We start from the raw sequence: 23,957 nt of genomic DNA on the forward strand, positions 1-23,957 counted from the left end.
TGTCGCAGGCTTGAACTTGCTGGGTTGTCGCGAAAAGTCTAGATCAGGCAGCGAAAAGTGCATAAAAGGTTGTTGCAGCCGGCAGTCAAAAACATCCGCGTCCCGATAACCTGGCGCCCCGATAGCGTGTGGAGCACAAAAAAAGGAACCGCAACGCCAGGGAGAGAAGCGCTGCGGTTCAAGGGGGAGCTGCTTAGCGCTGGGTGGCGGTGGCCGTGTTGCCGTTGCCCATCTGGGTGATGGTGGCGGCCTGGTTGGCGCCGCTCTGGTCGACGAACGCCATGTTGCCGGCGCCGCCCTGGGTCACGTAGGCGACGTTGGCGGTATCGGCCTGCTTGATGGTGGCGCTGTTGCCACTGCCGTACAGCTGGGTGGTGAAGCTCTGGTTGGCGTAGCCGGACTGGTCCAGGGTGATGGTGTTGCCGGTGCCGGTGGTGTCGCCGGTGGCATAGTTGTCGATGCCGCGCTGGTCAGCGATCAGGATGTTGTCGGTGCCGTTCTGCTCGAAGTACAGCTCGTTGTTGCTGTCGGCCTGCTTGGTTTCCATCGAGTTGTTGGTGCCTTTCTGGCCCAGGGTGGCCAGTTGCAAGGTACCGTTCTGGGTCAGGTTGACGCTGTTTTCCGTGCCTCTCTGGTTGATCACGGCGGTTTGGTCGCTGCCGAACTGCCCGCCAAGTTTCTCGCCTTTCCAGTTGCTGGCCATGACCTTGTTACCGGTACCTTGAGTGGTCACGGTCAGGCTCTGGTTGTCGCCGGTCTGGTAGGTGAAGTGCAGGTTGCTGGTGCCGGTCTGGGAGATGCTGGTGGTCGAGTTGGTGGTCTCGAACTGATCGGACCAGCTGGCGTTGGACTTGCCTTGTTGATACAGGCTGGCAGTGTTGTCCTGGCCCAGGCTCTGGTCGATGTAGCCTTCGTTGAGCTGGCCATTCTGGTTGACGGTGGCCTGGCTGCCGACTTGAGTGTCCTGCCAGACTTCCACCGAGTTGCCCGTGCCGTTCTGATCGATGCCTATGAGGCCGCCGGTGCCGTCGCGCTGGTCGCCATAGGCCCAGTTCTGCTTGCCTTGCTGGTAGATCTCGATATTGCCGTCGTTGTGCGTCAGGTGTTCGGCAGCGGCATAGTTGTCCTGGCCGTCCTGGTTCACCAGGCTCTTGTTGTTGCTGCCGCCGAACAGCTGTTCGACGAAGGCTTCGTTGCGCTGGCCGCTCTGCTGGGTGGTGGCCTGGCTGCCCAGCTGGGTATCCTGCCACACGGTCGAGCGGTTCTCGGCGCCTTGTTGCATCTGCAGCGCCTGGTTGTTTTCACCCAACGACTGGCTGGCGAAGGCGTCGTTGTAGGTGCCCTCGGCTTGCTGGGTGATCTGGCTGCCATTTTCGACCAACTGCTCGGCGTAGCCGGCGTTGTACGAGCCACTAGCGGTCTGGTCGATGTAGCTGGTGCTGGTGTCCTGCACCGCCAGGTGGTTGTGGCCCTTGCCGGTCTGGTTCTGGGTGGCGGCGGCGAAGGGCGCGACGGTCTGGCTGACTTCGGCGATGTTCTGGTTGCCGGTCTGCGACTGGGTCGAGGTGCTGTCGTCCGCCATGACCTGGCCGGCCACGGCCAGGAGGATAGCGGCACTTAGGGGAGCGAGCTTGAACATGGTGGTGCCTCCAGGTCTATCGGTATTGAGTGATCTGAACATGCTGGCCATTGCCGGCCTGGGTCACGGAACTGTTCAGGCCCGAGCCGGCTTGCACAATGCTGGCGCTGTTGTCGTTGCCGATCTGCTCGATGCTGGCGTTGTTGCTGGTGCCGCTCTGGCGGATCGACGCGCTGTTGCCATTTCCCTGTTGGCTGATGCTGGCCATCAGGTCACTACCTTCTTGCAGGATGTACGCTTCCTGTGCGCCCCCGGCCTGGACGATGCGGCCCAGCAGGGCCTGGCCGTTCTGGTCGAGGGCGGCGCGGTTGCCCGAACCCAGCTGCTCGATCACCGCCACCTGGCCGGCACCTGCCGGTAACAGGCGGATGATCACCGGGTCACCGAGGTCGCTGCCGGCGGCAAGGTCGGCGTTGTCCATCAGGTCGTCGGCCTGAGCCTGACCCCCCAGGGCCAGGCTCAGCAGCAGTGGGTGAAGGCGTTTCATGACGTTCTCCTGGCCTTAGCGCACAACGACGTTGATGGTGCGTGTGGTGCCTTGGCTGCTGGTTACGGTTGCCGTAGGCGCGGCAGTCGGGATCATCGTGGTGCTGTTGCCCACTGCCAGGCGCCAGCGTCCGGTTATCGGTACCGTGACGGTGCCGAGGGTCTGCTCACCCGTGGTGGTGGTCACGCGCACGGTGACGGTGTTGCCGGTGGTGACCGACGAGGTGCCGCTGATGTCCCAGTTGAAACGGTTATTGGAGCGCGCCGTGACCGTTGCCGCGGTGACCGCAAAGGTTTCTGCGGCCGGGCGTGGCGACACGTTGACGGTGATGGTGCCGGGGTTGGAAAGCGAACCGAGCGAGTCACGCACCTGGAAGGTGAAGGTGGTGGTGAACGCTGTGGTGACCGTCGCCGGTGGCGTGTAGGTCACCGTGCTGCCGTCGGTGCTGACCGTACCGCGGCCGGCAGCGGGTTGCGTGACGTTGTCGACCACCAGTGGTGCGTTGCCTTCCGGGTCGGCGGCGCCTGCCAGTACGTTGATGCTCAGGGGTACGCCCAGTGTCGCGACGGTCTGGGCTGCCACGGTTGGCGGCTGGTTCGGTGCAACGTTCACGGTCACGGTGGCCGGTGTGGACTTCAGGCCCTTGGCGTCCACCGCCTGATAGCTGAAGGTGGCGACCAGGGGTTGTGTGGCGCCGGCTGGCGGGGTGTAGGTGACCGACGTGGTGCCGTTTAGCACAACACCGCCAAGGCCGGTACCCGGTTGGGTCAGGTCGCTGATGGTCAGCGGTACGTCACCGTCCGGATCGCTGTCGTTCTGCAACAGGTTGAGGGTCAGCGGTACACCGACGCTGGTACTGCCGGAATCGGCCTGGGCCAGCGGCGCCTGGTTTTCGGCTTCGATCGGTGCGTTGCCGACCACGATCACCGGCTCCTCATCGCTGCCGCCATGGGCGGACTTGATGGTGACAGTGGCTGGCGGCTGGCTGAGGTCGTTGACGGTCAGGCTCTGCAGGGTGCCGGATTTGGACAGGCGGCCGTAGCCTTGGGCAACCAGGTCGGGGACTACCACCTCGTCGCTGGAGCGTGCTTCGATCACCAGGCGCTTGTTGGTCCAGTCGTAGCGGGCAGTGTCCACTTTCACCACATCTGTCAGCTTGCTCGACAGTGAAGTAGGGCGGGTGCCGCCGGTAGCCGTGCTGCCGGTGACCACCACTACCGGCGGCGGCGCGGTCTGGCTCAACTGCTGGGTGAAGAACAGCCCGTTGTTATCCGCAAGCAGGCTGAACTGGCAGGGCGAGGGTGGAGTCCCGACCAGGGCCAGGCCATTGCGCATGCATACATCAGCATCGTTCGGCGCCTTGGCGAAGACTTCGACCCGGGTGCCGGCGCCGTTGCGCGAGTAGGTGGCGCGCTCCAGGGTTACCGGCGTTTGCGCACGCTGGTCAAGCACCTTGCCCGACACCGTGAACACATTGGTCTGGATGGCCCCGGCTGGCCCTTCGATGCGCACGAAGTTGGTATTGAACGGGCTACCGGTCACCGCTTCGGTGAGGTTCGGATCGCCGATGAAGGTTTCGCTGGCTCCCGTGTCCGGGTTGACTTCGGTATAGGGGCCACCGACCCCGCGCAGCCACGGCCCGATGTTGCCGTTGAGCGCTCCGCTGAAGTCGCCCGGGGCGCCGATGCCGATGTCGCGGGTGACGTTGATCGCCCGCCGACCGGCTGCGGTCACGTTGACCGTTTCTACACCGTAAGGGTGGGTGATGACATAGGTGCCGGTCGTCGGTACCGAGGCGCGGATACGGATGCGGGCAAAGCTTTGCTGGTCACCGTCTACCGGGTTTTCTGCGGCGAAAGCGGCTTCTATGCCTGCTACGTAGACTTCCAGTTCATAACCACTGTTGCCCACTTCGGGGATTTCGGTTTCTGCCAGGAACCAGAACATCTCTGGCGGCCAGTTGTCTGGGAACACCAACGGTAAGGCGTCGTCATAGACACCCGGCTCAGGCAGCAGGGTGCACATGTAAGCCGGTGCGCCCGGCGCACCAGGGAACCGGGTGCTGGTAGCGCGCGACTGGCACAGCTCCAGGGACAGGTTGTCGGTGTCCTTGTACCACATCGGGTATCCACCGGTGGCAAAGGTGTAGGGGCCCGGATCGACCTCCGACAGTGCGGCCCAGGCCGCGCTGGTCACAGTGAGGGAGAAACCGGCGGCCAACAGCGCACGGCGTTGCCAAGTGTTCATGCTGCCTCCTTGAAGGCGGAGCCTTTGTCTGTTCATGGCACCAGCACCACGTCTTCGCTGTCGCTACCGCCATTGGCACTGGTGACCTGCACCTTGGCCGGCGGGATGGGCGACAGGGAGGTGCTCAACGTTTTCACCGCACCGCTGCCAGCGAGGTCGCCGATCAGCGCACCGTTGCCGGTGTGGGCGGTGAGGACCGGTGGGCTGGTCTCGTCACTGGTGCTTGCCACCAGGGTCAACTGGCCGCTGGCCAGGCTGAATTCGGCACGGGTGATGGTCACCAGGTCGGTCAACGGCAGGTTGACGGTGGCCAGGCTGCTGGTGGGGATCGCCACACTGTTGTCAGCGGTCAATGTCAACGAGGCCGGCAACAGCGGGTTGAGGACTGACTGGGCATACCAGGCGCCGGTACTGTTGGCTTCGGTCAGGCTCAGGTTTGGCGTCTGGCTGGTCAGGGTGACGGTGGCCGGAGGCGGCGGGGCCATCACGAAGACGTCCTGCTGGGCACGCAGGTCGCCGTCCTCGGTGTGCCGCGAATAGGTACTGCGCAGTGGCATCAACGGGGTTGGCCGGGCAACGTCGGAGAGCTTGCCGGAGATCGAGAACAGCTCGGTGCGCAGGTCGATGCCACCGGGGCCCTCGATACGCACGTAGTTGGTGTTGTACGGGCTGCCGGTGACAGGCTCTTCCAGGTTCGGGTCGCCGATGAAGCGCTCGCTGCCCTCGGTGTAGGGGCCGTTGACGCTGCGCAGGAACGGCCCCACGTCACCTTTGAGCGCGCCGCTGAAGTCACCGGCGCCGGCGATGCCGATATCGCGGGTCATGTTGATCGCCCGATCACCGGCGGCGGGCACGTCGAACACGTCGACGCCGTAGGGGTGCGTGACGATGTAGGTGCCGGCGGTCGGCACATCGACGCGGATACGGACCCGGGCGAAGCTGACCTGATCGCCTTCGACGGGTTCCTCAGCGGCGAACGCCGCTTCGATGGCCGTGCCGTAACTCAGGTCGATGCCGCGGGCGGCATCGACGATGGCGGCGTCGGCGGTGAACCAGAAGGCTTCGTCAGGGAAGTTGCTGGGGAAAACGATGGGTTGTGTGTCGTCGAATACGCCAGGCGTGGGCAGCAGCGTACACATGTACGCCGGTGCCCCCGGGGCGCCAGCAACACGTGAGCTGACGGTTTTGGTCAGGCACAGGTCAAGGGTTCGCCCGTGCGTGTCCTGGTACCAGGCGGCGAAGTTGCCATTGGCGGGGTTATAGGGACCGGTGTCGACGGCATACAGCGCTGCCTGTGCCGGGAGCTGGAGCATGCTGGCGAAAATCGCCACGGCCAGCGGTGTGGGTATCGGTCGGTGCATGAGTCATTCCTCCTGCAAACGGGCCCATGGACTTGGGGCGTCTGGGAGGACATCGGCAACAGCCGTGCCAAGTGCGCGAAATGGTGCTGCAGGGTTTATAGCGCAAGGGGTGCGGTACTTCGCGCGTCGTTGTTTGAAACGTGTTGTTTGGGTGCTGTTCCCCAGGGTTGGGGGACGTGGGGCTAGAGGGTGTGGGGCGAAAGTCAGCTGCGCAGAGGGCCTGTATTGCGCACCACAGCCTGGCAATTTTGCCAGTATCGGCCAACAGCAAAGGGCGCCCATAGTTGAATAAATGACACGCTGAAGGGGGTTACATGGAAACAGTACTGGCTCTGACGATGCGGGATGACTGCCTTTATGTAGAACCTTACACAGGAGATATTTCTCAACATTTCCGGGTGGTGCCGCAGAACGATGGATCAATAGGTATCCGTGCTCTGCGGTATGACGCAGCACTCACGATGTCGGAGGACGACGTCTGGGTGTCGCCCTATGGTGGGAATGCATGGCAAAGCTTTGAGTTGCAAGCATACGACGATGGTACGTACACGCTGCATTCAATGAACTATCCCGCCGTACTCGAAATGACGGATGCAGGGGCAGCAGCCAAAGCCCATGCGCAGAAGGACAGAGCCCAGAGGTTTTATCTGGAGAGCAGGCCTGATGGCGGGGTGGTGATTTATAAAGCCAGCGTGGTTTTTGATACCTGCGGCAACACCAATCATTTGCAGGGCTCATTGGCAGCCCATGTAAAGTTTGCTCAGAGTCAGATTGTTCCTGTGACGCCCAGTGTCGGGGACGAGCAGCCCCATCTGGTGGCAGGGCGCACAGCATTGCTCTTGGTAAAACCGTTAGGAGCATTGAAAGACCGGATTGAAAGCCTTGAGGTCAGCGTTGTCGATAGAGACGGCCGTTTATCAGGGGTGCTGCAAATGAACAGCCCCTATGATTTACCTGAGACGGTGTACAGTGTCGCAAGCGATGCGGGTGATCTTGACTTTTCCCTCCCGCCAGAGGACCCCTATGTCATCAATAGCAGCAGCGAGTTGGATCGCCTTGATGATCCCGCAGCTACTTATTTGAAGGCAACGTTGAGGTCGCACGATTGGGTGGTGATTCAGACGGGCGATGGGAGTTGGGTGAGTGATATTTATTTACCCACACAAGAAGTGGTTTGCGGGCAGCGGGTGAGCTTCAACTCAGCGGCTGGCTACAGTTCGACTGTGTTCTATAGCGGTCGCTCAGTCGTTGTCTCCAAAGGGGAAGAATGCCAATTCATCTTCGCTGCTGGGCAATGGATCAGTGATCACGAATGGGCAAATCGAATGCTGGTCTATTCGGAAAATACCTGGAGTATCGAAATTCCAGGCGCATGGTTGAACCCCGGTACATCAATGCGTTTCAGCGCTGGAGATCTGCTTGGGACACTGGGCAGCGTAGCGGTGGGCGGGCGTACTGAGTTGCTGATTCATACCATCGATATTGGCATGCTCACGCCGCCACGTGACGAGTACGCGTTTGCAAACGAACCGGATGCCCACACTGAATATTTCCAAACCATTCCCGTGGCCCGGATGATCGTAAGCAACTATCAATCTCTGCACTTGCCGGAAGTCATGTTGCCAGATGGGCAATTATTGACTGACTTTGACCCAAGCGAGGGTGGTTGGCATAGCGGCACAATGCGACAAAGGATCGGTAAGGAGCTGATATCTCTAGGCATCAATAACGCTAACTATGGGCTCCACAGTACGCCCGGGGAGGGCGAGCAGAGCCCCTATGTTGCAGCACAGCTCACCGCACACAATAGCCAAGGGAGATACGTGAATGGTATTCAGGTGCACGGCGGGTCGGGAGGGGGAGGCATCGTCACGCTGGATGACTCACTGGGCAATGAGTTCAGTCACGAGGTTGGGCATAATTACGGACTGGGCCATTACCCTGGCGGGTTCGGCGGCTCCGTACATCGCCCCGCGCAGGCTTTGAACGCGACGTGGGGCTGGGACATGCGCCTTGGTCAGTTCATACCCAACTTCCGGGCGAACATTACGCAAGAACCCACCTGCGTCGAGGATCAGTGCCAGGCGCCTTTTCATGGCCATGCCTTCGGTCTCGACCCGATGGCGGGCGGCGCACCGATGTCCCATTTGAACCGTTTCACGTTGCACACGCCTCATACCGCGGCAATCACTCAGGAATTCTTTGAGGGAAAGGCAGTTTTTGCGTCTGATTCAGCGACAGGCTTCCGCCGCTGGAGTGCCCTTGCTCAAGGCATGGAACCTTACGCTCACAGAGTTGATTTACGCCCCCAACTAACAGCTCCCAACAACGACTTGAGCGACGCTGCCCTGTCGGCCTTGTTCGACCTCAATACCGTGGTGAGGGTAGAAATGGAGGATGGAAACTGGGCGCCGCGTATTGAAGTTCCGCGTGCTGCATCCTCCAATGCCAACTGCGTGATCACCTTCAATCATGACGCCGGTTACAATAGCCAACTGTCCATCAATGGTCAGACGTTGAACATCGGGCGAGGGTTTTTCAAGAGCTATCGCTCGAACGGGGCAACCTGGACAGAGACGATCCTGTTAGACACGAGCATGGCGCGAATCACTGTGCCAAACAATGACTTGAGTCAGGCTAACCTCCAGAGCCTGTTGGCCGGTTTCGCCGTGCTCAATGTCGTGATGCGCGATGGGGACTGGGGGCCTGCCATCCACGTGCCTCCTGCCTCTGAGTTGAACGAGCGCCGGGTTATCAGCATTGATCAGGGGGCCACGTACCAGACGCAGCTTCATATCAATGGCCTGATTTTGCCGCTCTCCCAAGGCTCCCTGAAACTGTATATGTCTGAGGGGGGAGCCTGGCGTGAGTACACCCATGCAGAGGATGTGAGTGTTGAGCGCGTGCCGCAAAAGTTCGGTGTACCCATCACTACGCTGGTGGGTTACTACGACCCGCAGCGTGAGTTACCACACTATATTTATCCCGCTTTGCATGGTGCCTACGGCTTCGTCTACGAGGATGACAGTGGTGCATCCGCAAACCCTGGCTGGCAGCTTTGGGTAGTCACGGTAGCTGGGGTGCGGCGCTACAATCTGCCCGGCATCCGTCTGCAGGCGAATGTGATGAACAAATTCCATGTCAATCTCGATACTTCTGATCGGCCCGAGAAAGTGCAGCTTGTGTATCGGGGTGAAACGCTGTTCACGCGTACTCTGGAGCCCCCCCAGGAGGAACTGGTTTACACGATCAATGGTGAATGAGGCGTGTGCGCAGTGTAGATAGCAACCAGGTCGCTTGCGCATCGCCGGCTCAAGCGACCTGGCCTAGTCCTGCAGCAGATCTGGGCTATTGAAGTTGCTCAAGCGTGGGTCACCCACGGGGTATTCCAACCCCTCGACCGGCGCGTGCAGCAGGGCCTTTTGCAGGCTCCTCTCTCCATCCGCCCAGGCCTGCCTGAGCAACGGCAGCAGCCTGCGCGGCAGCACGCTGAACATCGGCTGCCAATACCCACCCTGACGCGCCATGACCGCACTGTCATTGGCCACTGCCAACTGCAGCAAATCTTCGATCAAGTGGGGGTCGATCAGCGGTGCATCGCATGCCAGCACCACCACCCACGCATGCCTCGCCGCTGTCAGGCCGGCAATCACCCCAGCCAACGGGCCTGGGAAGTCCGCTTCTGCATCGCAGACCAGCTGATCGGAGAACGGACGATAAACGTTGTGGTTGCGATTGCAGGAGATCACCACATCGTCGCAAAGGGGCCGCACCACCCGCTGCACATGCGCCACCAGCGGCTCGCCGCGCCAGAGAACCAGCCCCTTGTCACGGCCACCCATGCGCTGGCCACGGCCACCGGCGAGGATCAACGTGGTGAAGGGCGGTAGGGGTTTGGTCATTGGGCCGGTTCCTGAACGTAGGGCAGCGAACCCTCCCACGGTGCAGTGCAATTGTCCAGGCTGGGCGGTAAGCGGCGACCTGGCATTTTTGCCAGTTGTGCTGATTGGTCGATCTTCATTCAATGGTATCAGTGGCAGGCAACGCACAGGCCCATTCAGGTACGCCAAGGAGCAAAGACTTGAACAAAAGTGAATTGATAGCGGACGTAGCACTCAAGGCTGACCTTACCAAGGTCGAGGCTGGCAATGTTGTCGAAGCGCTGATCGAAGCCATTACCGAGTCATTGGTCAAGAAAAGGGAGGTCAGGCTGGTTGGATTTGGGTCTTTCACAACCGATGTACGGCAAGTGCGCAAGGGGCGTGATCCAAGAACGGGTAAAGAGATCCAGATCAAGCAGGCCACCGTTGTCAAATTCAAGCCTGGTAAAGGGTTGAAAGACGCCGTGATGGGACAGGATCAGGACAGTCAATAGCCGCCTGCACCGCCCAGTGGAGGGGGGCAAAGGGGGCTGGCAATGCAGCCCCACTGGCCTCACAGATTCTCGACGTTTGTCAACTTGCCCTCGGCCGGTTCTTGGCGAGTTCGGCCTAAACGCATCACCACCACAAAAAACACCGGCACGAACACCACCGCCAATGTGGCGCTGAGCATCCCGCCGATCACCCCGGTGCCAATCGCCTGCTGGCTCGCCGAACTGGCGCCGGTGGCGATGGCCAGTGGCACCACGCCGAGGATGAATGCCAGCGAGGTCATCACGATCGGCCGCAGGCGCAGGCGGGCGGCCTGCACGGCGGCGTCGACGGCATCCACGCCCTGCTCCACCAGGCTTTTGGCGAATTCGATGATGAGGATGGCGTTCTTCGCCGACAAGCCTATCAGGGTGATCAGGCCGACCTTGAAGAACACATCGTTGGGCATGCCGCGCAGGGTCACCGCCAGCACTGCGCCAAGCACGCCGAGCGGTACCACCAGCAGCACTGCAGTGGGGATCGACCAGCTTTCGTACAGCGCCGCCAGGCACAGGAACACCACCAGCAGAGACAGCGCCATCAACAGCGGTGCCTGGCTGCCGGACAGGCGCTCCTGCAGCGACAGGCCGGTCCATTCCAGGCCGGCCCCGGCCGGCAATTGCGCGACCAGACGCTCGACTTCGGCCATGGCCTCGCCCGAGCTATAGCCGGCCGCCGGCTCACCAGAAATCGACACGGCCGGGTAGCCGTTGTAGCGGGTCAGTTGCACCGGGCCACTGACCCATTTGGCCTGTACGAAGGCGCCTAATGGCACCATCTTGCCGCTGCTGTTGCGCACGTGGATCTTCAGCAGGTCCTCGACCTGGCTGCGCTGGTCGCCTTCGGCCTGCACCACCACCCGCTGCATGCGGCCCTGGTTGGGGAAGTCGTTGACGTAGTTGGAGCCCACGGCGGTGTCCAGCACCGCGCCAATGTCGGCGAACGATATGCCCAATGCATTGGCTTGGCGGCGGTCGATTTCCAGCTGTACCTGCGGGCTTTCGGCCAGCGAAGCTTCGCGCACGTTCACCAAGACTTTGCTTTTCCCGGCGCCGGCCAGCAGTTCGTCACGCGCCGCCATCAGCGCGGCATGGCCCATGCCACCCCGGTCCTGCAGGCGGAACTCGAAACCGGTGGACTCCCCCAGCCCGTCGATGGGCGGCGGCAGCACAGAGAACGCTACCGCATCGCGGATCCGGGAAAATGCGGCGCTGGCGCGGTCGGCAATCGACTGGGCGCTGTCGTCGGCGCCACGCTTGGACCAGTCCTTCAGGGTGGTGAAGGTCAGCGCCGCATTCTGCCCGCTCCCGGAGAAGCTGAAACCGAGGATCACCGTGGTGTTGCCCACCCCGGGCTCCTGGGCATTGTGCGCCTCGATCTGTGCGGCTACCTGCTCGGTACGCATGCGGCTGGCACCTGGTGGCAGCTGGATGTCGGTGATGGTGTAGCCCTGGTCTTCAGTGGGCAGGAACGCCGTGGGCAACTGGCTGAAGCCGTAGCCGAGCACCGCCAGCAGCACACCATACACCAGCAGGTAGCGGCCGCTGCGCTTGAGGGCCTGCACCACCCAGCGCTCATAGCCGTTGCTCATGCGTTCGAAACTGCGGTTGAACCAGCCGAAGAAGCCCTTGCGCTCATGGTGCTCGCCCTTGGCCAGCGGCTTGAGCAGGGTGGCGCACAGGGCAGGGGTCAGGCTCAGGGCCAGAAACGCCGAGAACAGGATCGAAACCGCCATAGACAGCGAGAACTGCTGGTAGATCACCCCGACAGAGCCTTTCATGAAGGCCATGGGCAGGAACACCGCCACCAGCACCAGGGTGATACCGATGATGGCGCCGCTGATCTGGCCCATCGCCTTGCGCGTTGCTTCCTTCGGCGGCAAGCCTTCCTCGGCCATGATCCGCTCGACGTTCTCCACCACCACGATGGCATCGTCGACCAAGATGCCGATGGCCAGGACCATGCCGAACAGTGTCAGCACGTTGACCGAGAAGCCCAGCGCCAGCATCACGGCGAAGGTACCCATCAGCGCCACCGGCACCACCAGGGTCGGGATCAGCGTATAGCGCAGGTTCTGCAGGAACAGGAACATCACGGCGAACACCAGCAGCATGGCTTCGAACAGGGTGCTGATGACCTGCTGGATGGAGACCTTGACGAACGGTGATGTGTCATAGGGGATGTCGTACTTGACTCCCTCCGGGAAATAAACCGACAGCTCTTGCATCTTCGCCCGTACCAGGGTGGCGGTTTCCATGGCGTTGGCGCCCGGCGCCAGCTGCACGCTGAAGGCGCTGGCCGGCTTGCCGTTCAGGCGTGTGCCGTACTGGTATTCCTGGGCGCCGATCTCGACCCGCGCCACATCGCCGATGGTCACCGTCGAGCCGTCGGGGTTGGCCCGCAGCACAATGGCGGCAAATTCTTCCGGGGTGCTCAGCTGGCCCTTGACCACCACATTGGCGGTGATTTCCTGGGTGCTGCGGGCAGGCAGGTCGCCGATGCTGCCGGGCGCCACCTGGGCGTTCTGTGCGGCGATGGCGTTGGCCACATCGTTGGGCGTAAGGCTGAAACCGATCAGCTTGCCCGGGTCGATCCAGATCCGCATGGCACGCTCGGAACCGTACAGCTGGGCTTTGCCGACGCCCTTGAGGCGGCGGATTTCGTTCATCACGTTGCGGGCAAGGATGTCCGACAGAGCGGTTTCATCGAGGCTGCCGTCTTCAGAGGTCAGGGTGCCGAGCAGCAGAAAACCGGTGGACACTTTTTCCACCTGCAGGCCCTGTTGGGTCACCGGGCGCGGCAAGCGCGACTCGACCACCTTGAGGCGGTTCTGCACGTCGACCTGGGCCAGGTCCGGGTGGGTCCCCGGCTCGAAGGTGGCGGTAATGGTGGCGCTGCCCAGGCTGCTCTGCGACTCGAAGTACAGCAGGTTGTCGGCGCCGTTGAGCTCCTGCTCGATCAGGCTGACCACGCTCTCGTCCATGGTGGCTGCGGACGCCCCCGGGTACACGGCATAGATTTCCACCTGCGGCGGGGCTACGTTGGGGTATTGGGCCACCGGCAGTTGCGGGATGGCCAGGGCGCCGGCCAGCAGGATGAACAGCGCGACCACCCAGGCGAATACCGGGCGGTCGATGAAGAATTGCGGCATGGGTCAGGCCCTCACTGGCCGTTGTGCTGGGCGATGGGTTGGCTGCCCTGGGCAGTGTCGACCTGGACCTGGTCACCGGCCTTGACGTGTTGCAGGCCCTCGATGACCACACGCTCGCCGGCGGCCAGGCCTTCACTGACGATCCAGCGGTCGCTTTGGGCGTTGCCCAGTACCACCTGGCGCTCGCTGATGCGTGCCTGCGCGTCGACCACCAGCACCTTCGGCACCCCGGCGCTGTCACGCAGGATGGCGCGCTGCGGTACGCTGATGCCTTTGGGCTGTACGGCCTGCTCCAGGCGCACGCGCACGTAGCTGCCGGGCAGCAGGTCCAGGTCAGGGTTGGGGAACTCGCTGCGCAGGGTGATCTGGTTGGTGCTTGGGTCCACGCTGATGTCCGAGAACAGCAGTTTGCCGGGCAACGGGTAGGCACTGCCGTCATCCTGGATCAACGTGGCGCTTGCCTCCCCATTGCCTGCCTGCTGCAACTCGCCAGCACGCAGCGCACGGCGCAGGGTGTTGAGCTCGCGGGTCGACTGGGTGACGTCGGCGTGGATAGGGTCCAGTTGCTGGATGGTCGCCAGTGGCGTGGTCTCGTTCTGCCCCACCAGCGCGCCTTCGGTGACCAGGGCGCGGCCGATACGCCCGGAGATCGGTGCGGTAACCGTGGCGTAGCCCAGGTTCAGGCGCGCCCGTTCAAGCGCTGCCTTGGCAGCGGCCACTTCGGCGTCGGCCTGAAGGAACGCCGCGCGGGCATTGTCGTACTCCTGGCGGCTGACGGCCTTGTCGTCGACCAGTTCGCGGTAGCGTTGCTCCTGCAAGCGGGCCTGGTACAGGTTGGCCTGGGCCTTGGCCAGTGTGGCGCGGGCGCTATCGTGGTCGGCCTTGAACGGTGCCGGGTCGATCAGGAACAGCACGTCGCCTTGCTTGACGTCGCTGCCTTCGCGGTAGACCCGCTTGAGCACCACGCCCGCCACCCGCGCGCGCACCTCTGCGGTACGCGGGGCGAGAAGGCGCCCGCTGAGTTCCGTGCTGATGGCCAGGGGCTGGAGCTGCAGGGTTTCTACCCGGACCTGGGGTACGGGGGGCTTGGCGTCCTGCTCTTCGGTGTCGTTGCACCCGGCAACGGACAGGGCCAGAAGCGCCACGAGCGCCACGGGGCGCAGGCGATGGATAAGGATGATAGGCATACGGATCTTCCGATGATGACCGGCCGTATGCTAAGGCAGGCAGGGCACGGGTGCCTGTTAATACCTGTAGGACGTGTGTGAAAAAGTGTGAAGAAAAATCCTGCACTCGTGGGGATTCTATATTCTTGCCGCTACATGCCTGTATTGGCCTCCCTCTGCTCGTACCAAGCCCTATGCCAAACATTCTTCTGGTAGAAGACGACAGCGCCCTGTCTGAATTGATCGCCAGCTATCTGCAACGCAACGACTTCCATGTGCGGGTGATCGCCCGGGGCGACCATGTGCTGGACGCGTTCCGGCAAGACAAACCCGACCTGGTCATCCTTGACCTGATGCTACCGGGTATCGACGGCCTGCAGGTGTGCCGCCTGCTGCGCCAGGAATCCCAAAGCCTGCCGATCCTGATGCTGACGGCCCGCGACGACAGCCACGACCAGGTATTGGGACTGGAGATGGGCGCCGACGACTACGTCACCAAGCCGTGTGAGCCGCGGGTGCTGCTGGCGCGGGTGCGAACCTTGCTGCGCCGCAGCAGCGTCCATGAGCCGCGGCTGGACAGTGAGCAGATCCTGATCGGTGGCTTGCGCATCGACCTGGCCGAGCGCCTGGTCTGTTGGCGCGGCGAAGAGGTGGAACTGTCCAGCGGTGAATACAACCTGCTGGTGGTGCTGGCGCGCAACGCCGGGGAAGTGCTGAGCCGTGACCGCATCCTTCAGCAACTGCGCGGTATCGAGTTCAACGGCACCGACCGCTCGGTGGATGTGGCCATTTCCAAGCTGCGGCGCAAATTCGATGACAGTGCCGGCGAAGCGCGCAAGATCAAGACCGTGTGGGGCAAGGGTTACCTGTTCAGCCGCGTCGAATGGGAGTGCTGAAGCGACATGCTGAAGATTCTGGTGCGCCTTTACCTGGTGATCATCGTCGCCTACGCCGGTGCGCTGCTGTTGATTCCTGACGCCATCGTCGGCCTGTTCCATGACCGCTTCGTGGCCTACAACCTGGACCAGGCCAAAGGCGTGCAGTCACTGATCGTGCGCCAGTTCCGCCAGGCCCCGCGCGAGCAATGGCCTGCGGTGGAACAGGAGCTGGCCGAGGCGTTCGCGCCGCTGCAGGTGACCCTGTTGCGTACCGATCAGGCCAGCTTGAGCGCGCCGGAGCAGGCGCGTCTGGCGCATGGCCTGTACGCAGTGCGCATCGGCGAGTGGGGCTATTACGAAACGGTGCTGGCGCCGCTGGAAGAGGGCTGGCTGGTGAGCCTGCACTCGCCACCGGACCCGCTGGACATCAACGTGCTGTCTTGGGGCGTGACTGTGCTGATCGGCGCCGCCATGCTTGGCTGCCTGCTGTTGTGGGTGTGGCCGCACTGGCGCGACCTTGAGCGGCTCAAGGAAACGGCCAGGCGTCTGGGCCAGGGGCAGATGGCCGAGCGTACGCACATTTCTCCGCATTCGAACATCGGTGAACTGGCCGGTGTTTTCGACACCATGGCCGGCGACCTGGAGCGCCACGTCAATCAGCAGCGTGAGCTGCTCAACGCCGTGTCCCATGAGTTGCGCACGCCGCTCACTCGCCTGGACTTCGGCCTGGTGCTGTTGTTCGACGAAGTGCCGTCCACCAGCCGCAAGCGCCTGCTGGAGCTGGTCGGGCACGTGCGCGAGCTGGACGAACTGGTGCTCGAACTGCTGTCCTACAGCCGGCTGTACAACGCCGACCAAGCCCGTGAGCGGGTCGAGGTGTCGTTGCTTGAGCTGGTCGACAGTGTGCTCGGCGGCTTTGCCGAAGAGCTCGACAGCCGTGGCATTGAGTGGGAGGTACGCGCCGAAGGTTCTCTGCCGCGCTTCGTGCTTGACCCGCGCCTGACGGCCCGCGCGGTGCAGAACCTGGTGCGCAATGGCATGCGCTATTGCGATCAGAGCCTGCTGCTGCGTTTGCGTCTGGAAGAGAGCGGTGCTTGCCTGTTGACGGTAGAGGATGACGGTATCGGCATTCCGGTCGAAGAGCGTGAGCGCATCTTCCAGCCGTTCTACCGCTTGGACCGCAGCCGTGATCGCAATACCGGCGGGTTCGGCCTGGGGTTGGCGATCAGCCGGCGAGCCATCGAGGGGCAGGGTGGCTCGCTGACGGTGACGCAGTCGGCCTTGGGTGGTGCACTGTTCATGATTCGCTTGCCAGCAGGTTAGTCCATGGCACCGGCTTCGCCGATGATCGCCGGCAAGCCGGCTCCCACTGGGTTTGCGCTGAGCTTGAGAGCAGCGGGGTACTTGTGGGAGCCGGCTTGCCGGCGATGAGGCAGGTGCAGGCAGTCTCAGTTCTGCTGCAGAACACCCCGAGCCCAAGGCCGGTAGCGCAGGGCAAACACCGCCTCGGCATGGCATCCGCCGGTCAGCTTCGGTTGCGCAGCCTGCGCCTTGAAAGCCTGCCCCGGCCCACTCACCTGGCGAAATGCTTCACGCACCACGCCCACGCGGCAAGGCAAGGCCTGTTCATAGCTTTGGCGCACCAGCGCCGGCAGCCGCCCGGTGCCAGCGCCGTCCTGCCACCAGACGCTCACGCCCAGGCCTGCGAGCTGGTCCAGCCAGGCGCCGTTGACCCGCGGCGCCAGCTTGCCGGCACTGAAGGCACTGATGTGCAGCGGTTTGTCCAACTGCCGGCTGAACGCCTGCAACTGGCTGTACAGCGCCTGACGACGGGCCGTGTCGCGAAAGTGCAGGTCGTCCAGCTCCATCGGCAGGTACCAGCCAGCCACCTCTATTTGCCAGTGCTGGCGCACCTGCCGGTACTGGCTCAGGGACCTGCCCAGCTGGGCTTTCCAGTAGCTGCTCAGCCCATCACCGTCGAGTGCTTCGATGCGCTGATAATAGGCCGGGTCCATGTACAGCCCGAGCACCAGCTGCAGGCCTTGGGCATGCGCCTCGCGCAAGCTGTTGGCCAGCCAGCCTTGGGCACCACCGAAATCGCTGTCGCCATAGGCGCTCCACTGCACGATCACGGTCTTGCCGCCCTGGGCCACGGTGGCACGCCACAGTTGCTGCCATTGGGCGGGGCTGACGCTGGCGTCGCGGTTCAGCGGTTGATAGAACAGGCGCTGGTCGGCCACGGCCGGCAGGCTCAACGCAAACAGGCAGATGGCCAGAAAGGTACGCATCAGAAGTTCATCTCCGCGCCGACCAGCACACCATTGGCGCGCTGGTAAAGGTTGCCACCCAACGACTGCTGATACTCGGCGCGTACTTTCAGCGAGCCGCGGTAGGCGTTGTAGCGGTCATCGTCGAACCACCATTGCCAGCGCACGCCCACGCCGGCGCGGGCATCCTGGCGCCAGTCGTTGCTGGGGTCCTGGCTGGAAAACTCGAGGAAGCCATAGGGCATCAGGGTTTGCGGCGAAGTGCCGGGCAATTTCCAGGCATGGCCCTGCTGGTAACGGGACAGCCAGGCATGGTCACCGGCACGGGTCCACCAGGCCGCGTCGAGGTAGAGGAAACGCTCGTTCCAGTCGTCCTCGTCTACCCGCCAGTCGTTGCGCCAGTCGCCTTGGTCGAGAAACGAGGCAGTGGCGCGCAGCAGCAGGTCGTTGCTCGACTCGGCGTTGTGGCGCAGGTCACCCCAGTTGCCACCGACCTTGGCCGGGCTGAGCAGCTCACCCAGGCTCAGCCCGCTGTAGTGCTCGGTGTCGATCTGCCGTTGGTGGTAGAGCTCGGCGTACAGGTTGAGGTTGGCCTGGCCTATCGGTTTGTAACGCAGGCCGACACCGGTGCCCATGCTTTGCGCGTAGTCGCTACGGCTTTGCCCGCCGAACAGCACGCGGCCGTACACCGACAGCGTGCTGCCATTGCGGCTGGGCTCTTCGCCCAAGGCATGGTCCCACATGGCCAGTTGCACGTTCTGCGACTGTGCCCGGCGCGAGCTGCCGCTGCGCACGCCGTCGTCGAGGAACCTGTCGTTGGTCGAGATGCCGGCTGGCGACCAGGTGCTGGCCAGTGTCACGGTGTCACGCCGCGCCAAGGTTTCGTGGGCGCGCCGCTGGCGGTATTTACGGGCATCGAGGCTGCCGTATTCATCATCGCCGTCGACAAGGTCCTGCTCCACATCGATCACCCGGCGCAGCTCGCGGCGCGCCGAGGCGCTGTCTTCGGTTTCGTCGTAGCGCACGACCAGGGTTTCGCCGAGGCGGTAGTCCTCGGGGAAATCGCGGGTGGCGCGCTGCAGATACGGGATCGTCTGGCGGCGGTCGGTCTTGTCTGGCGAGCTGGCCAGGCGCATGCCGTAGTCGGCGCGATAGCGTGGCTGGTTGGGGGCCAGGCGCACCGCTTCGGCCAGCCAGGCAGTGCTCTGGGCGCTGTCGCCGGCCTGTTGTGCGGTGTTGGCGGCTGCGTAGTAGTGGTCGGCGCGCGGGTTGTGTGCCAGTGCCTGGCGCTGAAAGCCAAGGGCGGCCTGCAGGTCACCCTGGCGCTGGGCGATGGCGGCGCCCAGCGCCCAGTCATCAGCGCGGGTGTGCGCAGCGGCGTCCCAGTAGCGGCGGGCGGCTTGCGGGTCGCCCGCGTTCAGCGCGCCGGCGGCGGCGGTCAGGCGGGCGTTGTCGTTCCAGGCGCTGTCCGGCAGGCTGCGCCAAATGGGCAGGGCTGCGGCAGAGTCACCTGCAGCTTCCAGGGCATAGGCCAGTGGCAGGCGGTTGCCACTGTCGCCCAGGCGCTCGGCGGCCTGGTAATAGACCACCGCTTCACCCGGCTGTTCAGGCATGGCGCAGCGCCCCAGTGCACGGTATTGCCCGGCTTCGCTGGGGCTTGCCGGCACGGCCTGGCGCACGGTGTCGCATTGCCCGGCCTCGGCCAAGCGGCCGAGCAGTTGGGCACGGCTATTGGCATCCACCTGGGGGATCAGGCTGAGCATTCTGCGGCTGTCCAGCTGGCCGTCCTGGCGAGCATAAAGATTGCCCAGGCGCTGCAGCAGTGAGGGTGTCAGCCGTCCTTGACGCCGGTCGTAGGCCTGTTCCAACAAGGTTCGGGCGCGCTCGTCGTGGCCTTGGCGCACCAGCAGGAAGGTCGCTTGCTCAAGTGCGGCCAGCTCGCCCGTGCGCCGGTAACGGTGCTCCCACCCGGCGGCGGTGCGCGGTTGTGGCGGCGCTGCCGGGTCGCCGTAAAGGCGCTGCTTGAGTATTGCGTAGGCGCGTGGTTCGGCGCCTGCAGAGCAGTCCTTGAACTGTTCTCGGGCAATGTTCGGGTCGTGCCGTGAAAGCCAGTCGACCGTTTCCAGGCAGGGCCGCTGCAGCTCGTTGCTCAGGCGCCTGAGCAGCGGCGCATCGTTGCCTTCGCGGGCCAGCTCCCAGAGCTGCTGGCGCTGTTCGGGCTGTTGCAACTGCTCGGTGGGCAGCATTTGCAGCCAGCGCTGGGCCTGCTTGCTGTAGCCCATTGCGATGGCGCGGTTGGCCATGGCCAGCCGGGTCTGGGTGGCCATCTCGGGGGAAGGCGCGCTTTGCAGCAATCGGGTCAGGCCTTTTTCATCGACCTGCTGGACGTAGGCGTTGGCCAGGCGCTGCCAGGCATCCACCGGCAATTGCCCCTTGTCGGCCAGAGGCTGCAGCTGATCGATGGTGGCGTTCCAGTTGCGCAGCTGTTCGGCGAAATTGGCCCTGGCCAGGCGCAGCACCTGGCCATCGCCGCGTGGTGGCAATTGGTTCAGCCAGTCCAGGGCCCTGCCGGCGCCGCCGAATTTGGCCAGGCTCAGGCTGTAGGCCTGCCACAGGCGTACCCGGTGTGCGCCGTCAGCTGTGGCCAACCAGCCCTCCACCTGGCTGGCCGCGGGTGGGTCCTGCTCGATCCAGGTCAGGCGCAGTTCAAGCAGGGCGTCGGCATGCTCCGTGCCGCTGCCAAGCTGCTCGGCCAGTGCTTCTGCTTCCTTGTAGCGGCGCTGGTGGGCCAGGGCCTCGACCAGCAGCGCGCGCGCTTCGTCGTTGTTCGGCACCCGCCCGAGTACATGGCGGGTCAGGCGCTCGACTTCGGCCCAATTGTCCTTTTTTGCTTCGCGGTAACCGCGCTCCATGAACGGGTAGCTGGTGAACCGCTGGAAATCGGTCATGGGCGCGGCCAGGGCAGGCAGGGCGGTGGTGCACAACAACAGGCCGGTGAGTGTGAGGGTAACGCGCGGCTTCATGCCACCTCCCTGATCAGGTCAAAGGCGGCCTGCTGTTCGCTGGCCTGTTCTTCGAGCGCCTGCTGCAACACGAGCTCGGTGATGATGCCGCGCGCGATCAGGTGTTCGCCAAGGCTCTGCTGCTCGGGATCGAAGTCGATCAGGGCCTGGTTGAACAGGGTCACCGGGACCATGCCGCGCACCTGCAGCAACGCACCGAGCATGACCTGGTGGATACTCACCTGCTCGATCAGTTCGGCGTTGTCCTGGTGCCGTTCGAGCACTTCGAGCATCTGCCGGGTCTGGTCTGTCTGCCAGGGGCTGGGGTAGTGGTAGCGCAGGCCCAGGGTCACCCGGCCTTGGGGTGCCAGGCGGCAGCTGACCGGGCGTTTGAGCTGGCGGCTGATCACCCCCAGCGAGACCTGGCTGACCGGGCTCTCGCTGGCCAGCACCAGCGTATTGCCGTCTTCGGCCACCGGCAGCACGCCGTAGTGCGTAGCCAGCCGGCGCGGCAGCAGGGCGATCAGTTGCGGGTCGAGTTTGAACGGGTTGAGCGGTGCCCATGGCAGGTCGAGTTGCTCGGCCAGGGTCTGCACCAGCTGTTCGCTGGTCAGCCAGCCACGCAGCAGCAGCTCGCGGCCCAGGCGCCGCCGCACCGGGCTGGTGATGGCCTGCTCGAGCTGCGCTTCGCTGATGTAGCCTTTGGCGACAAGGCGGTGGCCCAGCGGAGTGCGGGCCGGTGAGGCGATGGCGGGGAACTCGTGGGTGGTCTTGTCCCAGGCCACTCGGCGTGAATCGCCCATCTCCATCACTTGGCGAAGGGCGCGCAGGTTGGCAAAGAAGTTGACGAAGTTGCTCCACATCATCCGGGGGGCCGACAGCAGCCCCTCGCCGATGCCGTAATAGCGGGTGACGAACCAGCCGCGCTGGAACAGGCGGTTGATCAGCATCAGGCCGTTGAGCCAGAGCAGTGTGGTCAGCAGTTGGCTGTCGCTGAGGATCGACATGAAGCGCCAGGACTGCGGCGCAATCACCGTAACCAGCCACATGGCCAGCAGCACCAGCAGCAACAGGTTGACCAAAAAGCCCAGCAGGTAGGCGAACAGGCCCCGGCGGTCCCGCCAGAGGAAGTAGTTGAGCGCACCTGTTCGGCTCCAGCCCAGGTTGCTGGTGCCCTGGAACACGATGCCGACGATCCACCGGGACTTTTGCCGGATGGCATGCTGCCAGTCACGCGGGAAGTGCTCGCGCACGCAGATCACCTGGGCGAACTCGCGGCTCATGCCGGGGCGCCATGGGTACTTGAGCGCCAGTGTAGGGTCGGTGACCGAGTAGCGGGCAAAAATGCACTTCATGCCTTTTTGCTTCAGGCGAAAGCCGATGTCGTAATCCTCGGTCAGGCTCTGCACGTCGAAGGCGATGCCGTCACCGTCTTCGAGCAGGGCGCTGATGGCGCGGCGGCTGAAACAGGTGCCGACACCGGCACTGGGTACCTGGCCGGTCAGCGCTTCGCGGACGATGACGTCCTTGCCGTGGTTCTCGGCGAACTCGTCCACGTAGTGCCCGGCGGTGAAGCCTTTCCACTCCGGCGCATAGGGGTACACCGGGATCTGGATCATGTCCTTGGCGGGCAGCAGGTAGTTGAACAGCCTCAGCTCCATGGGCGAGATAACGTCCTCGGCGTCATGCAGGATGAAGCCTGCGAACTCGATACGTGCGTCGTCCTGGAAGCGCAGGATGGCATCGATGATGTTGTTCAGGCAGTCAGCCTTGCTGGTGGGGCCGGGGCGGGCGCAGACCACCTTGTGCACGTTGGGGTAGTGCAGGCACACGGCATCGACGTCGGCCTGGGTCTGTGGGTCGTTGGGGTAGGTGCCGACAAAGATCTGGTAGTTCTCGTAGTCGATGGTCGAGGCCGCCAGGCGCGCCATTTCACCCACCACGCCCACTTCGTTCCAGGCCGGGACCATGATCGCCAGGGGTTTTTCCGGCACCTCGAACAGGCGCTTCTCGTCCGCCCTGGCGTTCTTGTCATAGATACGCAAATGGCGGAACAGCTTGCGGCACCAGTAGCACAGGTCGATGAACAGGTCGTCCAGGCCGAGCAGGAACATCAGTGCGGCGAGGATGATCGCCAGGATCTTGAGGCCAAACAGTACGTAAGTAACGAAATCGATGAAAGCCAGGCTCATGCGTCATCCCGTTTGGTTACGCTTTCCTCGAACCAGCGGCTCAGGCGCTCGGCGATGATTTCGCTGGCGTGGCCGTCACCGAAGGGGGTGAATACGCGGGCCATGCGCGCGTAGGCCTGGCCATCGTCCAGCAATTGGCTGGTTTCCTTGACGATGCGCTCGGTCTGCGTGCCGACCAGCTTCACCGTACCGCCTTCGAGCACCGACGGCCGTTCGGTGACCTTGCGCAGCACCAGCACCGGCTTGCCCAGTGCCGGGGCTTCTTCCTGGATGCCACCGGAGTCGGTGAGGATGATGTGGGCGCGGTTCATCAGCCATACGAAGTGCTGATAGTCCTGCGGGGCTACGAGGTGGATGTTGTCGCGCCCCGAGAGCAGGCCGTAGACCGCTTTCTGCACTTGCGGGTTGAGGTGAACGGGGTAGACGAACTGCACATCGGGGTAGCGCAGTGCCAGTTCGGCCAGGGCCAGGCAGATACGTTCGAAACCGGCGCCGAAGTTTTCCCGACGATGGCCGGTGATCAGCACCATGCGCTGATCGTCGTGCAGTTTGTGCAGGGAGGAGTCAGCGGCGGGCTGCCACGCGGTTTCCATCAGGTATTCGCGCATCCACAGCAGGGCGTCGATGACGGTGTTGCCGGTGACCTCGATCTGTTCCAGCGGCACGCCTTCGCGCAGCAGGTTGTCGCGGGCCTTGGTGGTGGGCGCAAAGTGCAGGTCGGCGATCACCCCGGTCAGGCGCCGGTTGGCTTCCTCAGGCCAGGGTTGCTGCAGGTTGCCGGTGCGCAGCCCGGCCTCGACGTGGCCGATGGGGATGTGCCGGTGGAAGGCGGCAAGGCCGGCGATGAAGCTGGTGGTGGTGTCGCCATGGACCAGCACGATCTCTGGCCTGACCCGTTCGTAAGCCTTGTCGATCGAGTCCAGCAGGTCACGGGCAAGGCCGTTCAGGGTCTGATTCTGGGTCATTACCTTGAGGTCCTGATCGACGCTCAGGCCAAAGGCGGTCAGCACTTGTTCAAGCATCTCGCGGTGCTGGCCGGTGGAACAGATGTGCAGGTCGATGTCGGGCCACTCACGCAGGACCCTGGCCAGTGGGGCCATCTTGATCGCTTCTGGGCGGGTACCGAATACCATCATGACAGTGTTGGCCATCGTG

Annotated in this window: 15 protein-coding genes; 4 read left to right on the top strand and 11 right to left on the bottom strand. The window is 63.4% G+C overall.

Annotation, left to right across the window (positions count from 1 at the left end; genetic code table 11):
• Positions 1–193: 193 nt before the first annotated feature.
• Genes NGJ21_RS19960 through NGJ21_RS19975 form a run of 4 tightly spaced genes read right to left on the bottom strand, consistent with a single transcriptional unit; the run spans position 194 to position 5,734 of the window.
• Positions 194–1,639, bottom strand: a complete 1,446-nt coding sequence (locus NGJ21_RS19960; protein WP_046785965.1) for a curlin — start codon at positions 1,637–1,639, stop codon at positions 194–196.
• A gap of 16 nt (positions 1,640–1,655) precedes the next feature.
• The gene (locus NGJ21_RS19965; protein WP_251962559.1) at positions 1,656–2,126 is read right to left on the bottom strand and encodes a curlin; all 471 of its coding nucleotides are present in this window, start codon (positions 2,124–2,126) and stop codon (positions 1,656–1,658) included.
• Between the two features lie 15 nt (positions 2,127–2,141).
• Entirely contained in the window at positions 2,142–4,373 is a 2,232-nt protein-coding gene (locus tag NGJ21_RS19970) for an Ig-like domain-containing protein (protein ID WP_237858623.1), read from the bottom strand.
• A 32-nt stretch (positions 4,374–4,405) separates the two neighbouring features.
• Positions 4,406–5,734 carry a hypothetical protein gene (locus NGJ21_RS19975; protein ID WP_115274593.1) on the bottom strand — a complete coding sequence of 443 codons (1,329 nt, stop codon included), beginning with the start codon at positions 5,732–5,734 and terminating at the stop codon, positions 4,406–4,408.
• A 314-nt stretch (positions 5,735–6,048) separates the two neighbouring features.
• Between NGJ21_RS19975 and NGJ21_RS19980 the strand changes: the two genes are divergently transcribed.
• Positions 6,049–8,997, top strand: coding sequence for a M66 family metalloprotease (locus NGJ21_RS19980; RefSeq protein WP_251962560.1), 2,949 nt, complete (start codon positions 6,049–6,051; stop codon positions 8,995–8,997).
• Between the two features lie 63 nt (positions 8,998–9,060).
• Here the strand turns inward: NGJ21_RS19980 and mobA are convergent, their stop codons facing one another.
• Entirely contained in the window at positions 9,061–9,636 is a 576-nt protein-coding gene (gene mobA, locus NGJ21_RS19985) for a molybdenum cofactor guanylyltransferase MobA (protein WP_115274595.1), read from the bottom strand.
• A gap of 122 nt (positions 9,637–9,758) precedes the next feature.
• On the opposite strand from mobA, the gene NGJ21_RS19990 reads away from it, so the two are divergent.
• Positions 9,759–10,109, top strand: coding sequence for an HU family DNA-binding protein (locus NGJ21_RS19990; protein ID WP_115274596.1), 351 nt, complete (start codon positions 9,759–9,761; stop codon positions 10,107–10,109).
• A gap of 59 nt (positions 10,110–10,168) precedes the next feature.
• Here NGJ21_RS19990 and NGJ21_RS19995 read toward each other — a convergent pair whose 3' ends face one another.
• Positions 10,169–13,297, bottom strand: a complete 3,129-nt coding sequence (locus NGJ21_RS19995; RefSeq protein WP_251962561.1) for a multidrug efflux RND transporter permease subunit — start codon at positions 13,295–13,297, stop codon at positions 10,169–10,171.
• Between the two features lie 11 nt (positions 13,298–13,308).
• The gene (locus NGJ21_RS20000; protein WP_046785972.1) at positions 13,309–14,484 is read right to left on the bottom strand and encodes an efflux RND transporter periplasmic adaptor subunit; all 1,176 of its coding nucleotides are present in this window, start codon (positions 14,482–14,484) and stop codon (positions 13,309–13,311) included.
• A gap of 173 nt (positions 14,485–14,657) precedes the next feature.
• Between NGJ21_RS20000 and NGJ21_RS20005 the strand changes: the two genes are divergently transcribed.
• On the top strand, positions 14,658–15,359 hold the full coding sequence (locus tag NGJ21_RS20005) for a response regulator (protein WP_039601547.1): 702 nt from the start codon (positions 14,658–14,660) through the stop codon (positions 15,357–15,359).
• 6 nt (positions 15,360–15,365) lie between these two features.
• Positions 15,366–16,664, top strand: a complete 1,299-nt coding sequence (locus tag NGJ21_RS20010; protein WP_174141907.1) for an ATP-binding protein — start codon at positions 15,366–15,368, stop codon at positions 16,662–16,664.
• Positions 16,665–16,789: 125 nt separating this feature from the next.
• On the opposite strand, the gene NGJ21_RS20015 is transcribed toward NGJ21_RS20010, so the two are convergent.
• Genes NGJ21_RS20015 through wecB form a run of 4 tightly spaced genes read right to left on the bottom strand, consistent with a single transcriptional unit; the run spans position 16,790 to position 23,953 of the window.
• A complete protein-coding gene (locus NGJ21_RS20015) occupies positions 16,790–17,629 on the bottom strand; it encodes a DUF4434 family protein (protein WP_174141908.1) in 840 nt (279 codons plus the stop codon).
• Positions 17,629–20,631, bottom strand: a complete 3,003-nt coding sequence (locus NGJ21_RS20020) for a phage receptor (protein WP_251962562.1) — start codon at positions 20,629–20,631, stop codon at positions 17,629–17,631. The genes NGJ21_RS20015 and NGJ21_RS20020 overlap by 1 nt, the downstream gene beginning before the upstream one ends.
• Entirely contained in the window at positions 20,628–22,802 is a 2,175-nt protein-coding gene (gene nfrB / locus NGJ21_RS20025) for a cyclic di-3',5'-guanylate-activated glycosyltransferase NfrB (protein ID WP_251962563.1), read from the bottom strand. The genes NGJ21_RS20020 and nfrB overlap by 4 nt, the downstream gene beginning before the upstream one ends.
• A complete protein-coding gene (wecB, locus tag NGJ21_RS20030; RefSeq protein ID WP_174141911.1) occupies positions 22,799–23,953 on the bottom strand; it encodes a non-hydrolyzing UDP-N-acetylglucosamine 2-epimerase in 1,155 nt (384 codons plus the stop codon). The genes nfrB and wecB overlap by 4 nt, the downstream gene beginning before the upstream one ends.
• Positions 23,954–23,957: the final 4 nt, after the last annotated feature.

This window comes from Pseudomonas sp. Marseille-Q5299, assembly GCF_943737035.1.
Classification (GTDB): domain Bacteria; phylum Pseudomonadota; class Gammaproteobacteria; order Pseudomonadales; family Pseudomonadaceae; genus Aquipseudomonas; species Aquipseudomonas putida_E.